The organism is Acinetobacter sp. YH12102 (assembly GCF_013419125.1).
GTDB classification, from domain to species: domain Bacteria; phylum Pseudomonadota; class Gammaproteobacteria; order Pseudomonadales; family Moraxellaceae; genus Acinetobacter; species Acinetobacter pseudolwoffii.
Genome location: NZ_VPAS01000005.1, coordinates 17433 through 32052, shown reverse-complemented (window position 1 = coordinate 32052; position 14620 = coordinate 17433). Strand labels below are relative to the sequence as shown.

The window sequence follows — 14620 nt, the reverse complement described above, 5'->3', positions numbered from 1 at the left end:
GTTTATTGTTCTTTGAATTGATGCGGATTGACTTTGCTTTCTAGGTACAAGGTAAAGTAAAATTGCGCAACATTGCAGGCCGATTTAGGCTCGATTGTACGAGAAACCCAATGACCCATTTTATTTTCGTTACTGGTGGTGTAGTTTCATCACTAGGTAAAGGTATTTCAGCTGCTTCTGTTGCTGCACTTTTAGAAGCTCGTGGTTTAAAAGTGACCATGGTAAAAATGGATCCATACATTAATGTCGATCCAGGGACGATGAGCCCATTCCAACATGGTGAAGTTTTTGTTACAGAAGACGGTGCTGAAACAGACTTAGATTTGGGTTACTACGAACGTTTCTTGCGTCGTGCGAAAATGACCAAACTGAATAACTTCACATCAGGTCGTGTTTACCAAGATGTTCTGAACAAAGAACGCCGTGGTGACTATCTGGGTGGTACTGTGCAAGTTATTCCACACATTACTGACAATATCAAAGAGCGTGTCCTGCGTGCAGGCGAAGGCTATGATGTTGCGATTGTAGAGATCGGCGGTACAGTAGGTGACATTGAATCTCTCCCATTCATGGAATCTGTACGTCAGCTAATGGTTGAACTTGGTCATAAACGTACCATGTTAATGCACTTAACGTTACTCCCATACATTAAGTCTGCAGCAGAATTAAAAACCAAACCAACACAGCACTCTGTTAAAGAACTTCTGTCGATTGGTATTCAGCCAGACATTCTCATCTGCCGTACCGAGTACGATGTAGATGCAGATACTATCCGTAAAATTGCATTATTTACCAACGTTGAAGCACGTGCCGTTGTGGTATGTAAAGATGCACGTTCGATCTATCAGATTCCACGTACTTTCTACGAACAGAATGTTGATGATTTAATCTGCGAACGTTTTGGTTATAACGACCTTCCTGAAGCGGATTTAACCGATTGGGATAACGTGGTAGAAGCATTATTGAACCCAGAATACACCGTTCGTGTAGCGATGGTCGGTAAATATGTAGAACTTCCAGATGCGTATAAATCTGTGAACGAAGCACTTTTACATGCCGGGGTGAAAAACCGCGTTAAAGTCCAAATTGACTATGTCAATGCAGAAGAACTTGAAAGCCAGGACGTGAACGAAGTATTGAAAGATGCCGATGCGATTCTGGTTCCAGGTGGTTTTGGTGAACGTGGTACTGAAGGCAAAATGCAGGCGATTCAATTCGCACGTGAAAACGGTGTACCTTTCCTTGGTATTTGCTTAGGTATGCAGTTGGCTGTAATCGAATATGCACGTAATGTTGTGGGCATTAGCGATGCAACGTCGACTGAATTTAACCGTTCGACCAAATCTCCATTGATTGGCTTGATCACTGAATGGTTAGATGAGCGCGGTGAAGTTCAGCAACGTTCTGCTGACTCTGATTTGGGTGGCACCATGCGTCTAGGGGCTCAAAAATCTGAACTGGTTGCAGGCACAAAAACAGCTGAAATCTATGGTTCTGAAGAAATCATTGAGCGTCACCGTCACCGTTACGAAATGAACAACCGTTATATCCCATTGCTTGAAGAAAAAGGCATGAAGATTTCTGGTTATTCACCGGTACAGCATCTGGTAGAAACAGTTGAAATTCCTCAACATCCTTGGTTTATTGCGGTACAATTCCACCCGGAATTTACCAGCTCACCACGTGAAGGTCATCCATTATTTGCCGGTTTCATTGATGCTGCGAAAAAGCAGTACCAAAAAACTCAATAATCGGTGTGTAGGACACAACTAGGAAGTTTAAATGTCGCAATTAAAACCACAAGAAATTGTACGTTTGGGCGATATACAAATGGCAAATCATTTGCCATTTGTATTATTCGGCGGAATGAATGTACTTGAATCTAAAGACTTGGCTTTTGAGATCGCTGAGACTTATGTCGATATTTGTACACGTTTGGGTATTCCCTATGTGTTCAAGGCCAGCTTTGATAAAGCCAACCGTTCAAGCTTGAATTCGTTCCGTGGCCCAGGCCTCGACAAAGGTCTCGAGTGGTTAGCTGACATTAAAAAACACTTTAATGTGCCAATCATCACTGATGTACACGAGCCGTACCAGGCGGCGCCTGTTGCAGAAGTGGCGGACATTATCCAGCTGCCGGCTTTCTTGAGTCGTCAGACGGATCTGGTGGAAGCCATGGCAAAAACCGATGCCATCATCAACATCAAAAAAGCACAATTCCTTGCACCACACGAAATGCGTCATATTTTGCATAAGTGTCTGGAAGCAGGAAATGACAAACTGATCATTTGTGAGCGTGGTTCAGCATTTGGCTATAACAATCTGGTTGTAGACATGCTGGGCTTCGATATCATGAAAGAAATGAATGTGCCTGTGTTCTTTGATGTGACGCATGCCTTGCAAACTCCAGGTGGCCGTGCCGATTCTGCTGGCGGACGCCGCGCCCAGATTACCACATTGGCGCGTGCAGGTATGGCAACCGGTCTTGCAGGTTTGTTCCTGGAAGCACATCCTGATCCAGAGAAAGCCAAGTGTGATGGCCCATGTGCATTGCGCATGTCTCAACTTGAGCCTTTCTTGGCACAGCTAAAAGAATTGGATACCTTGGTCAAAGGTTTCGAAAAGTTAGATACACACTGAGTTTATCACTCTTGCGCTGCCCTAAAGGCAGCTCATATTAATCAACTGAGGAATAGTTCATGAGCCAAATCGTTGACATTCGTGCACGTGAAATTTTGGACTCTCGTGGTAACCCTACCATCGAAGCAGACGTAATCTTAGCATCTGGCGTAGTTGGCCGTGCATGTGCACCATCTGGTGCTTCAACTGGTTCTCGTGAAGCTTTAGAACTTCGTGATGGCGATAAAGCACGTTACTTAGGTAAAGGTGTTAAAACTGCGGTAAATAATGTAAACACCTTAATCCGTGATGCTTTGCTTGGTAAATCTGTATTCGAACAAAAAGACATCGATAACACGATGATTGCTTTAGACGGTACTGAAAACAAAGAAAAACTGGGTGCAAACGCAACTTTAGCTGTATCTTTGGCTGCTGCACGTGCTGCTGCTGATGAAAAGAAAATTCCTCTTTTTCAATATATTGCAGACCTTCGCAACAACTCGATTTTGACCATGCCTGTACCAATGATGAACATCATCAATGGTGGTTCACATGCAGACAATAACGTTGATATTCAAGAATTCATGATTGAGCCAGTGGGCTTCACTTCATTCTCTGAAGCTTTACGCGCTGGCGCTGAAATCTTCCATTCTTTAAAATCAGTTTTAAACAAAAAAGGTTTAAACACTGCTGTGGGTGATGAAGGTGGTTTCGCACCAAACCTTCGTTCTAACGAAGAAGCAATCACGGTTATTCTTGAAGCAATTGGTCAAACTGGCTACAAAGCAGGTTCTGACATTATGCTGGCGCTGGATTGTGCATCTTCAGAATTCTACAAAAATGGTCAGTACATTCTTGCGGGCGAAGGCAACAAAGCGTTCACCAGCAACCAGTTCTCTGACTATTTGGCTGGCCTTGTAAACCAATACCCAATTATTTCAATTGAAGATGGTTTGGATGAGTCGGATTGGGAAGGCTGGTCTTACCTGACTTCGATTCTTGGCGACAAGATCCAGTTGGTAGGTGATGACCTGTTCGTAACGAATCCTAAAATCCTGCAACGTGGTATCAACGAAAAAGTAGGTAACTCGATCCTGATCAAATATAACCAGATCGGTACCTTGACTGAAACTTTAGATGCGATCTATCTTGCCAAAGAAAATGGTTACTCTACTGTGATTTCACACCGTTCAGGTGAAACTGAAGATTCAACCATTGCGGATCTTGCAGTCGGTACAGCAGCAGGTCAAATCAAAACCGGTTCACTTTGCCGTTCTGACCGTGTAGCGAAATATAATCAGTTACTTCGTATTGAAGAATTGACTAATGCTGCATATCGCGGTAAAGCTGAGTTTAAAGGTTTGAACTAAGCGACTTATGTCAATGTTAAATGTATTCGACTCGACTGCGAGTAAAGTACTGTTGGGCCTTGCGATCATTTTGATCGCAGGGTTTCAATATTTATACTGGTTTGGTGAAGGTGGTTATCATGATCATCAGCAGCTGACCCAGAAAATCCAGCAGCAAATGGAATTGAATGATGAGCTGAAAGAACGTAATCGCGTTCTGGCGGCAGAAGTCTACGATTTAAAGAATGGTATTGAAGCCATCGAAGAACATGCGCGTTTAGATCTTGGCCTGATTAAGCCACGTGAAACTTTTATTCAAATGAGCACGATCAGTACTCAATATAAACCCATCTATCTTAATCCAAATTCTAAAGTAGATCTGCGAACCAATGAGTCACCTGAGCCAACAAATACCCCGTAAATTATGGGTCATTCTTCCTGCTGCAGGTTCAGGTAGCCGTTTTTCTAAAACAGAACTCAAGCAATATCAGACGCTTCAACAACGAACTGTTCTTGAACATACCGTTGCACGTCTGAATCAATTGCCTTTGACTGGTTATGTATTGGCGATTGGTACACAGGACAATGTCGCAAAAACTCTGCCATTTTCCGATCTGGAAAAAGCACATTTTTGTTTGGGCGGCGCAGAGCGAGTGAATTCGGTGCTGAATGCATTAAATTATTTATCTGCAATGGCCTCTGAAGATGACTGGGTCATGGTGCATGATGCGGCACGCCCTTGTGTCAGTCTGGATTGTCTTCAACAGTTGGTCAATACGGCAATTGCACAGGATCGGGCTGCGATTCTGGCGATTCCGGTACGAGATACACTTAAGCGTGTAGTCACCGGTTCTGATATTGAGGAAACGGTGGATCGCTCCATGCTCTGGCAGGCACAAACGCCGCAAATGGCCAAGCTGGGCACATTAAAACGGGCGATTGAACAGGCTTTGCAGGATGGTGCTAACATTACCGATGAAGCCAGCGCACTGGAACATATCGGTGAGCAGGTGAGTGTGGTGCAAGGACGTTCCGATAATATTAAAATTACCTATCCAGATGATCTGGAACTGGCCAAGCTGATTTTACAAGCTCAGGCTTAAAAATATATTCGATAAAATTTGAATAAAAGCAGAATAAATCTGGCTATAGCGATCTATTCCCTATAGCTTTCACTTATAATTTTGCCATCATTCTTTTTCACCTTTTGGCCAATGATACCTTCACAGCAGTATCGGTTTTTACGTCATTCTTTGCGTGATGGACGTAGTATTAACCCGCAAGATTCCTCCCGGTGGACCAAGTTGCACCTTGATCCCTGGTTGTTGTGCTTTCTGGTTCTCAATGCAATCCTGGGGTTGATGGTGGTGTATAGCGCGACCTCTGAAGACTCCGGGATGGTTGTTCGTCAGGCAATCAGTTTCGGGATTGGTTTTGTGCTGCTGTTTATCTGTGCGCAGATTCCACCGAAAGTCTATCAGGCGATCAGTCCCTACCTGTATGCCTTTGGCATATTCATGCTGCTCTTGGTGTTTGTGATTGGTGAAAAACGCCTGGGTGCAACGCGTTGGATTACTTTGCCTGGTATTGGGAGTATGCAACCGAGTGAGGTGATGAAATTTGCCATGCCTTTGATGATGGCCTGGTATTTTGCACGTAAGCCATTTCCTCCCAAATTTGTACATATTGTTGGTGCATTAATTTTACTGGCTATACCATTTGTTTTGGTTGCACTCCAACCTGACTTGAATATTGGTTTGGTGATTCCGGGTGTTTTTGTCTTGTTTTTAAGTGGGATGTCGTGGCGTCTGATTGTTGGTGCGGCCGCAGCACTGGCTGTAGCAGCACCGGTTTTATGGATGTTCGTACTACAAGAGTATCAAAAGAAACGTATCACCACGATGTTTGATCCGGAGTCGGATGCATTGGGTGCAGGCTGGAATATCATTCAGTCCAAAATCGCGATTGGTTCAGGTGGTTCCACAGGCAAAGGCTATACTGAGGGGACCCAATCGCATTTGGGTTATCTGCCCGAGCATCATACCGACTTTATTATGTCGACTTATGCCGAAGAATTTGGTTTTATCGGTGTTTTCCTGCTGTTCAGTTTATTCACCGCCATTATTATTCGCTGTCTGATGATTGGTTTAAACAGCTTTCATAACTTTGGCCGTTTATATGCTGGAGCCATGGGACTGACTTTCTTCTTTTTTGTATTTCTAAACTCAGGCATGGTCAGCGGGATTTTACCTGTGACGGGAGACCCATTGCCGCTCATGAGTTATGGCGGAACGGCGGTGATCTCAATGCTCGCAGGTATGGGAATTGTGATGTCGATTCATACCCATCGATAAATTATTCTAAAAGTCGGATGTGTTCCGGTTTTACAAATATTGTTAAGACATGCGGGTAAAGAAAAGTATCTTCATTATATTCATGCTCAATGTGGAAATTGCTTCCAAATGCAGAGTGATATAACCATACAACAAAAAGCAGAAATGGATAAACGATATAAAGAAGCCCTCAATCGAGGGCCTCTTTAGTCTTAAAATTTAACTGAAAAACCAGGTGTAATAGCCCCAGATCATCAAAGGCCAAGCCAAAAATGGACTAAATAGCCATTTCCAGAACCAGTGGCGAGGTACGAAACCGACACCATGTACAAAGCCTCCAGAAATACCAATCATGATATACATCATGGCACTATGGCTATATTCACCGTTGGCATCCAGCATTGCAGAGGGATGAACCAATAACACTGCGGCGAGAGGAAAAGCCAGCAGGCAGGAAATCATCATCGCAAATTTGTTTGGTTTCTTGTCTACAACGGTTTTCTCAAGCGCAGCTTCGGTCATATTTTATTCCTCATCCAGGTCTTGGTGTTGTTCCATATAAATTGCAGCAATCACACTGGCAAAACACGCCATCAGTACACCCAGAATCCAGGCAAAATACCACATAATTTTGTCTCCTTAGTGCACAGCCTTAATACAGGCTGTGTGAATTGTCTTCAATATGTTTGTTGGTAATCACGCCCCACATCTTGTAATAACACCAAGTGGTATAGATCAGGATCAATGGAACAAAAATACAAGCTGCAACTGTCATGACAGTTAAGGTGTTTTTACTGGATACCGCATCCCACATCGTCAGACTGACAGTCGGATTTAAGCTGGATGGCATCAGGAACGGGAACAGGGCAAAACCGGCAGTCAAGATTGCACCGACGACTGCCAGAGAAGAACCCAGGAAGCTCAAGCCAGCCTTGTTTTTACCTGCAGCCAGTACAATGATTAATCCCCCTAGAATGCCGGCAATTGGAGCTGCCATTGTAATTGGATAAGTTGAATAGTTGTTCATCCAGCCCGGATTGGCATTGGTCAGTACTTCTTTTGCTAATGGGTTGGCAACACCATTGGTGTCAAAAGGCATCACCAGGCTATAACCCTGGATGTTTCCAAAATACAACCATGCACCCGCAGCAAGGAAAGTCGCCAAGTAGACCAGACCCATGATTTGTGTCGCTTTGGCAGAACGTTGACGCAGGTCGCCATCAGTACGCAGCATCAGCCATGCACCACCATGTGCGCATAACATCGATAAACTGACCAGACCACACACAATCGCAAATGGATTCAGCAGGGCAAAGAAACTTCCTGTGTAGGTAGAACGTACGGTTTCATCCAGGGTAAAAGGCACACCGAGGAACATATTACCAAACGCTACACCAAAGACTAATGCCGGAACTGCACCACCAATCGCCAAGCCCCAGTCCCAGGAAGTACGCCATTTGGTATTTTCCAGTTTAGAGCGGTAATCGAAGCCGACCGGACGTAAGAATAAGGCAAACAGTACCAGTAATAATGCCCAGTACATGCCAGAGAAGGCTGTTGCATAAACCATTGGCCAGGCAGCAAATAAAGCCCCCCCGGCAGTAATGAACCAGACCTGGTTACCATCCCAATGCGGGGCAATGGTATTGATTGCAGCACGGCGCTCGTTATCATTTTTGCCCACAAATGGCATGATCGCCATAGAGCCCATATCGAAGCCATCGGTGAGGGCGAAGCCAATCAGCAATACGCCGACCAGCACCCACCAAATTATTTTGAGTAATTCATATTCGATCATGCTTGAGTCTCCCCATTTGCCTTTTCTGCTGCAAGCTTTTCAAAGTGGTATTTACCGGTATGCAGGGAACTTGGACCAAGGCGTGAGAATTTGATCATCAGATACATCTCGATAATCAATAACACCGTGTAGAAGGCTGCCAATGCCAGGATTGAACCCCATACATCGCCAGTACTTAAGCTGGAGGCTGAAAGATGCGTCGGTAAGACTTCACCAATCGTCCAAGGCTGACGACCGACTTCTGCTACATACCAGCCAGTTTGTGCAGCCACCCAAGGTAAAGGCAGTGCAAATAAGGCAAATTTTAATAACCAAGGTTTGTTTTCAGCATTGCGTTTTGCGACTGCAACAGTTGCCAGAATGAAGAGAAGCAGCATCAAGAAACCAGAACCCACCATGGCGCGGAATGCCCAGAACAGGCTTGGTACATGTGGAATGGTGTCTTTAGCCGCTGCTTTGATTTGCTCATCAGAGGCATCAACAACATTTGGTGTGTATTTTTTCAGCAGCAAGCCATAACCGAGGTCTTTTTGTGATTCATCAAAAGCCGCTTTAAGCTCAGGTGATTTATCTCCTGCACGGAGCAGCTCTAACTGTTCATACGCCACCATACCGTTACGGATCCGCTGTTCGTGCTGAGTAATCAGATCTTTAATTCCGGTCACTTGTTCAGTGGTGGAGCGGGTTGCAATCAGACCCATCACATAAGGAATCTTGATCGCATAGTCAGTGGTTTGGGTTTCTGCATTTGGAATCCCAAATAAGGTGAATGCTGCTGGTGCAGGATGCGTATCCCATTCTGCTTCAATCGCCGCAAGTTTGGTTTTTTGGACATCGCCCAGCTCATAACCTGATTCATCACCCAGTAAAATCACTGAAAGTGTAGACGCAAGCCCGAAGATGGCTGCAATGGCAAAAGAACGGCGTGCAAACGGCAAGTCACGTTTTTTCAGCATGTAATAACTTGAAATGGCCAGTACAAAAATAGCACCTGTGACATAACCTGCAGACACTGTATGTACGAATTTTACCTGAGCAACCGGGTTAAAGATCAGTGCGGCAAAGTCCACCATTTCCATACGCATGGTTTCGTAGTTGAATACAGAACCAACCGGGTTTTGCATCCAGCCATTGGCGATCAGAATCCACAGCGCAGACATGTTCGAACCTAAAGCTACCAGCCAGGTAACTGCCAGATGTTGCACTTTGGACAGGCGATCCCAGCCAAAGAAGAACAAGCCAATAAAGGTCGATTCAAGGAAGAAGGCCATCAAACCTTCAATCGCCAGCGGTGCACCAAAAATATCACCGACATAATGCGAGTAATAAGCCCAGTTGGTTCCGAACTGGAACTCCATGGTCAGGCCTGTGGTTACCCCTAAGGCAAAGTTAATACCAAACAGTTTTCCCCAGAACTTGGTCATGTCTTTATAGATTTCTTTGCCGGAAATCACATAGGTGGTTTCCATAATGGCAAGCAGAAAAGCCAGGCCTAAAGTCAGTGGAACAAAAATAAAGTGATACATCGCGGTCATGGCGAACTGGAACCGCGAGAGATCGACCACGCTTTCAGAAATCATCAACGTGTCTCCTGGATTTGGGAAGGATTGCCGGCGATACGCTCGGCGACTTGGTTATCAAAATTTTTAGGAATCGTAGGCGCATCAAACCAGATATTTTTAATGATCATCAGTAAAATAACCTTGATAATTAAAATAGCGGTTATTTCTCTAACCACTCTCTGGTTTAGATTGTTGGGAACTAAGCTCATTCGACTAAGCCTGTCTGTGACTTGTTGTATATTATTAATCTATTGTAACTAAAAAATAAATAGAAGATACAATTTAAATAAATATATATTTATAAATATTTGAAAATAATAAATATATATTTATATGAGTTAAAATTTATTCTAAATATTTTTTATTATTTTATGTAATTTTATTGTTTTTTTAAATCCGACTAAAATGCTTATATTTATATATTTGAATGTAGATTGTTTTAGTTGGATTAATGCTTTTTAATCTGATTGAAATGCTTGGTTTTAAAATAAAGAATAAAATTAATCAAACTATTTTGGTTGGTTTTATAAGGGTTGAATATCAGTGTCACAATCTTTCTCATCATTTTATATTGATAAAAAACACGCCAAAAAAAGAACATGCTGGAAACATGTTCTTTTTAAGCTTGGTGAGGGAGACTGGACTTAGAAGTCGTAACGCATGCCTAGAGAAAGACCGGTTGCATCTTCACCGCGTGTACCGCCTACGTTGTTTGTACGCGCTTGTGCCCATGGTGTAACATTTGAATTCTCATCATTTAGTACAGTTGCCAGGTTTGCATATACACGTACTGTTTTGTCTAAACGGTGTTCAACACCCAGTGCCAATAATGTTGCATTTGCATCATCTGCATCTACATCACGGTGGAACACTTGGCCACGGAGATACGTTTTTGGTGCAAATTTATAGTCAGCTGCTACGCCAAATACATGTGTATCTTGTTTTGAAATTAATTTATCTAAAGCACTACCTTCGGCTGCCGCAAGTTCTGCTGCTGTACCTTGTCTATCAAACGTAGTGTATTGATATAAAGCACCTAAATTAAATTCTGGAGTAATTTTGTAGGCTGCTGCAATACGGAAGCCATTACGCTCACCACGATTAGCATTTTCTTCATAGTGCTCGTAGGCAGTAGCAAAATCAACTTTACCTTCTTTATAGGTAAGTGCTAGATCATATGCTTTATCTTTGTCATTGTTATCTTGCTTAGCGGCATCATCAGCTGAAGGGCTGTTATCTTCATGTAGTGACATTGCACCTAATACATTAAAACCACCGCCAAACTTTGGTGATTTATATTCAATGGTATTTTCATTACGTTCATCAAAACGCTGTTCACTTACACGTGTTACGTTTCGGATATCACCCACCATGTCACCAAAAAAGTTGACTGGACCACGCGCTACTTTAAACGGGCTATCAAAACGACCTACACGAGCTTGACCAAAGTCACCTTTTAAACCAACAAAGGTATCGCGTGTTGCAAAGTCAACACCACTATTATTTTGAGAACCGCTAGCAAAGTTAATTTCTTGCTCAACCTGACCAAAAACAGTCATGCCATTTTCTAATTTTTGTTCAGCTTTAAAGCCTAGGCGTGAAGAGTTTGAAGAAAGTCCAACTTCGTTATAATCTGCACCATCATCAAGATAGTCTAATGATACGTGTGCACGACCATAAATTTTAACGTCAGCAGCAGCTGCCATGACTGGTGTTAAAATTGTTGCCCCAATTGCTAATGCAGATAACGTTTTTTTCATGTGTTGCTCCAATAAAGACTTTTTATTCATCGTCTTAAAACAAGTTTCAGTCATGTGTTGAAACATGTACCGCTCTATTGGTGCTAAGTATCGATTACAAATAAGACAGTAAGATTAAGGAAATATTTCAAATCTGTTAAATGTTGTATTTTGTAAGTTTTGTAATATTACACATTCAATTTTTTGTATTTAAAGATAATTTGGTTGCTATTATCTTAATGATTCGCATTTATTTCTAAAGTTTTATGCTTTAAGTAGAATAAAAAAATGGAGCCGAAGCTCCATTTTTTTTATTCAGTTAAACTTAAAGTGCAGCTTTGATTTTTTCAGCCAGCGCTTTAATTTTTTCCTGATCACCCATCTGGGCAGCATGTTTACCCAAGTTGTGCAGAGAAGTCGGCACTAGATGAAAATGAATATGCGGTACAGTCTGGCCAGCAGCAGCACCTGATAATTGCATCAGGACAATGCCGTCAACGCCTAAAGCTTTTTCAATGGCTTTTGCGACTTTCTGTACGATCTGAATCGTATAGGCTGCAGCTTCAGGATCTAGATCTAGTAAAGTGATGGCTGGTGCTTTCGGAACGACCAGAGTATGACCATCTGCTTGCGGCATGATGTCCATAAATGCAAGAACCTGGTCATCTTCATACACTTTAATCGCAGGAAGTTCACCGCGTAGAATTCGTGCAAAAATATTCTGATCATCATAAGTCATAAGTACATTCCTTGAGCGTTATTGAATTGAATTATTTACAGTTCAATTCTTTCTGACGATCTTTGATCACGTCAAGACGTTGTTGCTCTTTTTCCGAGAATTTTGGCTTGGTTGTATAGCAATTGTCATTGCCGAACTTCGCTTTTGCTTCTGGATCTTTAAAACAGAATCCTTTAGACGCATAAATCACGTCATGATCATTTTTCAATTTTTTGCATTCCTGTTCAGATGCAAGAACCGATGTTGAAGCCCCGAACAAAGTTGCTAAGCCAATTAATGCTGCAACAGAAAATTTCTTCATGCGAGTTTCCTCTGGGTTATCCACTATATGTGCCTGCCTACTAGTCACAATATGAGGTTTTGTTATCATTATTCAATGGCGAGATATTACTCGATGGTAATATTACTCCATGATTCATACATTTTCACGGCACTGGAAAAATCACTGTTTTTATCCGATAGATCACTGGCCGCCTGAATTAGATTCTGGGTTAATGATAGCACAGGCGCAGACAGTTTAGCCTCACGCGCCAGATCGATTGCGATGCCGGTATCTTTGGCCAAGAGTGGCAGGGCAAAGGTTACAGGAAAACTGCGATTTAAAATACGCTGCGGCAATACGGTTTCGGTCACCATGCTTTTACCACTTGAAGCATTAATACAATCCAGTGCTTCATTCAGGTTGACTCCATGTGCTTTCAGCGTAGTAAAGCCTTCTGCGACCGCACACAGGTTTACAGCCATTAACATATTATTCACAGCTTTCACTGCAAAACCTGCGCCAGATTCACCGACATGCTTAATCAGTGTGCCAAAAGCCTGCATCGCGGGAAGGGCTTTTTCAAAACCTTGGACATCGCCGCCTACCATCACTGTCAAGGTGCCATTTTCAGCACCAATGGTTTGACCGCTGACCGGTGCATCCAGAAAGATCGCACCACGTTCAGCCAGTTGTGCTGCCAGTGTTTGCGCGGAATCCGGTACACCACTGGTACAGTCGACCCAGACTGAGCCGGATTTAAGCGACAAATTTTCCAGAAGTTGTGCTACATCGGCACTGGTCGGCAAACATGAAAAGATAATATCTGCCTGAACGGCCTGTTCTAGCGTAACGGCTTGGGTGCCATATTCAGCAGCATGTTGCTCTGCTTTGTCAAAATTGCGGTTCCAGACATAGACGGTATCAAACTGCTTGGGTAAATGTGCTGCCATACGATAACCCATGGCACCTAAACCGATAAATGCTACTGACTGAATCATGCTGTATCCTCTGAATATGTAAGTAAATTTTAATGTTTTTTAGCGATGCTGACGCAGATACGCTAAGCATCAAGACGTGTAGAGCGCTGCGCCAGCCAGGTCGTCATTTTGGGCCAGAACGTATTGGCTGTTTTCTGGTTGGACATCAGGCCCAGATGACCACCCGGAATCAGAGTAAACGTCTTATCCTGGCTACTTGTCAATTCTATCAAAGGCTTAGCTGACTGTTCTGTGACAATCTGATCGGTTTGGCCGGCACCGACCAACAGCGAGCAGCTGATATTCTTAAGGTCAACAGTAAGACCATTTAAGGTGATTGAACCTTGTTTTAAAGGATTTTGCAGCCACAGATGTAAGACCATGTCCTGATTAATCCCGCCCGGATAATCAATCATCTTATTCAGAAAATTTCCCATGGTGGCATGTTCATAGACATTTTCGACATGATCCAGATTCAGCAAAAACTGCTTCTGGCTTTTTAGCCAGCCGATCGGATCCAGTAATTTAAAGCCCAAGGCATTCACAATGCCGGGCGTATGAATATATTGCTTTGGAATATGACCCTGATGAATGGCCTGTTGCAGATTTTTATTTTTAGAAATCAGTTTATTGGTGGTCGAAAACAGTTTGCCGACCCGTCCTGATGCATAACTGTCGATGGGGCTGCCAACGACCATCAAATTTTTGACATGTTCAGGCGAATGCAAGGCGGTATAAAGCGTGACAAATACCCCAGCCATACTCCAGCCGTGTAGGGAAATGAACTGACTGTTCGAATGCTTGCAGATGGTTTCAATAGATTGAGGAATGGCTGCATCAATAAAAGACAAAAAGTTTAAATGACGATGTCTAAAGTTAAAACGTTTCCATTCCACCAGATAGACATCAAAACCGCTATGCTGAAAATGCTTGACCAGCGAACGATAGGGATACAGATCATAGATATCCATATTGATGGCGAGAGGGGCGACAAATACCAACGGCTCCCTATATTTCTTCTCGGGTGAGGCGTAATAGCGAATCTTGCAAAACTCGGTGCTGGCAATATATTCAAAAGGCGTTTTTTGCGAAAGAATCAGAGAGGAGGCATTAAACATCCGGGCACTGAAATGTTTCAATTTTTTTTGCTGGCGCTGAAAGTTTTGTTTTAACTGAATCATGTAAATAAAATATCCGTATCCGGGGAAGGATTGATCGAAGTCTAAGCAATAATTGCTTATT

At 43.0% G+C, this 14620-nt stretch carries 16 protein-coding genes; 6 read left to right on the top strand and 10 right to left on the bottom strand.

Annotation, left to right across the window (positions count from 1 at the left end; all coding sequences use genetic code 11):
* Window positions 1–110: 110 nt before the first annotated feature.
* The 6 genes from FTU42_RS06405 (at window position 111) to rodA (ending at window position 6322) form a co-directional block, all read left to right on the top strand.
* On the top strand, window positions 111–1751 hold the full coding sequence (locus FTU42_RS06405; protein ID WP_005097095.1) for a CTP synthase: 1641 nt from the start codon (window positions 111–113) through the stop codon (window positions 1749–1751).
* A gap of 31 nt (window positions 1752–1782) precedes the next feature.
* Window positions 1783–2640, top strand: a complete 858-nt coding sequence (kdsA, locus tag FTU42_RS06400; RefSeq protein WP_005106657.1) for a 3-deoxy-8-phosphooctulonate synthase — start codon at window positions 1783–1785, stop codon at window positions 2638–2640.
* 59 nt (window positions 2641–2699) lie between these two features.
* Entirely contained in the window at window positions 2700–3989 is a 1290-nt protein-coding gene (eno, locus tag FTU42_RS06395) for a phosphopyruvate hydratase (RefSeq protein WP_005097093.1), read from the top strand.
* A gap of 7 nt (window positions 3990–3996) precedes the next feature.
* A complete protein-coding gene (locus FTU42_RS06390; RefSeq protein WP_005097092.1) occupies window positions 3997–4389 on the top strand; it encodes a septum formation initiator family protein in 393 nt (130 codons plus the stop codon).
* Window positions 4358–5071 carry a 2-C-methyl-D-erythritol 4-phosphate cytidylyltransferase gene (ispD, locus tag FTU42_RS06385; RefSeq protein ID WP_180072845.1) on the top strand — a complete coding sequence of 238 codons (714 nt, stop codon included), beginning with the start codon at window positions 4358–4360 and terminating at the stop codon, window positions 5069–5071. The genes FTU42_RS06390 and ispD overlap by 32 nt, the downstream gene beginning before the upstream one ends.
* A gap of 111 nt (window positions 5072–5182) precedes the next feature.
* Window positions 5183–6322, top strand: coding sequence for a rod shape-determining protein RodA (rodA, locus tag FTU42_RS06380; RefSeq protein ID WP_180083182.1), 1140 nt, complete (start codon window positions 5183–5185; stop codon window positions 6320–6322).
* A 198-nt stretch (window positions 6323–6520) separates the two neighbouring features.
* On the opposite strand, the gene FTU42_RS06375 is transcribed toward rodA, so the two are convergent.
* From FTU42_RS06375 to FTU42_RS06330, 10 genes are all read right to left on the bottom strand, one after another.
* The gene (locus FTU42_RS06375; RefSeq protein ID WP_005170606.1) at window positions 6521–6823 is read right to left on the bottom strand and encodes a cyd operon YbgE family protein; all 303 of its coding nucleotides are present in this window, start codon (window positions 6821–6823) and stop codon (window positions 6521–6523) included.
* Between the two features lie 3 nt (window positions 6824–6826).
* Window positions 6827–6928, bottom strand: coding sequence for a cytochrome bd-I oxidase subunit CydX (gene cydX / locus FTU42_RS06370; RefSeq protein ID WP_004278713.1), 102 nt, complete (start codon window positions 6926–6928; stop codon window positions 6827–6829).
* A gap of 25 nt (window positions 6929–6953) precedes the next feature.
* Window positions 6954–8099: a cytochrome d ubiquinol oxidase subunit II gene (cydB, locus tag FTU42_RS06365; protein ID WP_074383199.1), complete on the bottom strand. Its 1146-nt coding sequence runs from the start codon at window positions 8097–8099 to the stop codon at window positions 6954–6956.
* The gene (locus FTU42_RS06360; RefSeq protein WP_180083181.1) at window positions 8096–9679 is read right to left on the bottom strand and encodes a cytochrome ubiquinol oxidase subunit I; all 1584 of its coding nucleotides are present in this window, start codon (window positions 9677–9679) and stop codon (window positions 8096–8098) included. The genes cydB and FTU42_RS06360 overlap by 4 nt, the downstream gene beginning before the upstream one ends.
* Window positions 9679–9870, bottom strand: a complete 192-nt coding sequence (cydP, locus tag FTU42_RS06355) for a cytochrome oxidase putative small subunit CydP (protein WP_100329574.1) — start codon at window positions 9868–9870, stop codon at window positions 9679–9681. The genes FTU42_RS06360 and cydP overlap by 1 nt, the downstream gene beginning before the upstream one ends.
* 435 nt (window positions 9871–10305) lie before the next feature.
* Window positions 10306–11421, bottom strand: coding sequence for a porin (locus tag FTU42_RS06350; protein ID WP_180083216.1), 1116 nt, complete (start codon window positions 11419–11421; stop codon window positions 10306–10308).
* A 304-nt stretch (window positions 11422–11725) separates the two neighbouring features.
* Window positions 11726–12139 (bottom strand): HIT family protein, encoded by a 414-nt coding sequence (locus tag FTU42_RS06345; RefSeq protein ID WP_180083180.1) that lies wholly within the window; start codon window positions 12137–12139, stop codon window positions 11726–11728.
* 31 nt (window positions 12140–12170) lie between these two features.
* The gene (locus tag FTU42_RS06340; protein ID WP_005170626.1) at window positions 12171–12440 is read right to left on the bottom strand and encodes a YARHG domain-containing protein; all 270 of its coding nucleotides are present in this window, start codon (window positions 12438–12440) and stop codon (window positions 12171–12173) included.
* An 86-nt stretch (window positions 12441–12526) separates the two neighbouring features.
* Window positions 12527–13399, bottom strand: coding sequence for an NAD(P)-dependent oxidoreductase (locus FTU42_RS06335; RefSeq protein ID WP_005097081.1), 873 nt, complete (start codon window positions 13397–13399; stop codon window positions 12527–12529).
* A gap of 62 nt (window positions 13400–13461) precedes the next feature.
* Window positions 13462–14559, bottom strand: coding sequence for an alpha/beta fold hydrolase (locus tag FTU42_RS06330; protein WP_180083179.1), 1098 nt, complete (start codon window positions 14557–14559; stop codon window positions 13462–13464).
* Between the last annotated feature and the right edge of the window lie 61 nt (window positions 14560–14620).

Excerpts from the sequence above, each read along its gene's own strand:
- FTU42_RS06405 (WP_005097095.1), top strand. The coding sequence starts at position 111 with ATGACCCATTTTATTTTCGTTACTGGTGGTGTAGTTTCATCACTAGGT.
- cydB (WP_074383199.1), bottom strand. The coding sequence starts at position 8,099 with ATGATCGAATATGAATTACTCAAAATAATTTGGTGGGTGCTGGTCGGC.
- cydX (WP_004278713.1), bottom strand. The coding sequence starts at position 6,928 with ATGTGGTATTTTGCCTGGATTCTGGGTGTACTGATGGCGTGTTTTGCC.
- FTU42_RS06390 (WP_005097092.1), top strand. The coding sequence starts at position 3,997 with ATGTCAATGTTAAATGTATTCGACTCGACTGCGAGTAAAGTACTGTTG.
- FTU42_RS06350 (WP_180083216.1), bottom strand. The coding sequence starts at position 11,421 with ATGAAAAAAACGTTATCTGCATTAGCAATTGGGGCAACAATTTTAACA.
- FTU42_RS06330 (WP_180083179.1), bottom strand. The coding sequence starts at position 14,559 with ATGATTCAGTTAAAACAAAACTTTCAGCGCCAGCAAAAAAAATTGAAA.
- FTU42_RS06375 (WP_005170606.1), bottom strand. The coding sequence starts at position 6,823 with ATGACCGAAGCTGCGCTTGAGAAAACCGTTGTAGACAAGAAACCAAAC.
- rodA (WP_180083182.1), top strand. The coding sequence starts at position 5,183 with ATGATACCTTCACAGCAGTATCGGTTTTTACGTCATTCTTTGCGTGAT.
- kdsA (WP_005106657.1), top strand. The coding sequence starts at position 1,783 with ATGTCGCAATTAAAACCACAAGAAATTGTACGTTTGGGCGATATACAA.
- eno (WP_005097093.1), top strand. The coding sequence starts at position 2,700 with ATGAGCCAAATCGTTGACATTCGTGCACGTGAAATTTTGGACTCTCGT.
- FTU42_RS06340 (WP_005170626.1), bottom strand. The coding sequence starts at position 12,440 with ATGAAGAAATTTTCTGTTGCAGCATTAATTGGCTTAGCAACTTTGTTC.
- FTU42_RS06360 (WP_180083181.1), bottom strand. The coding sequence starts at position 9,679 with ATGATTTCTGAAAGCGTGGTCGATCTCTCGCGGTTCCAGTTCGCCATG.
- FTU42_RS06335 (WP_005097081.1), bottom strand. The coding sequence starts at position 13,399 with ATGATTCAGTCAGTAGCATTTATCGGTTTAGGTGCCATGGGTTATCGT.
- cydP (WP_100329574.1), bottom strand. The coding sequence starts at position 9,870 with ATGAGCTTAGTTCCCAACAATCTAAACCAGAGAGTGGTTAGAGAAATA.
- ispD (WP_180072845.1), top strand. The coding sequence starts at position 4,358 with ATGAGTCACCTGAGCCAACAAATACCCCGTAAATTATGGGTCATTCTT.
- FTU42_RS06345 (WP_180083180.1), bottom strand. The coding sequence starts at position 12,139 with ATGACTTATGATGATCAGAATATTTTTGCACGAATTCTACGCGGTGAA.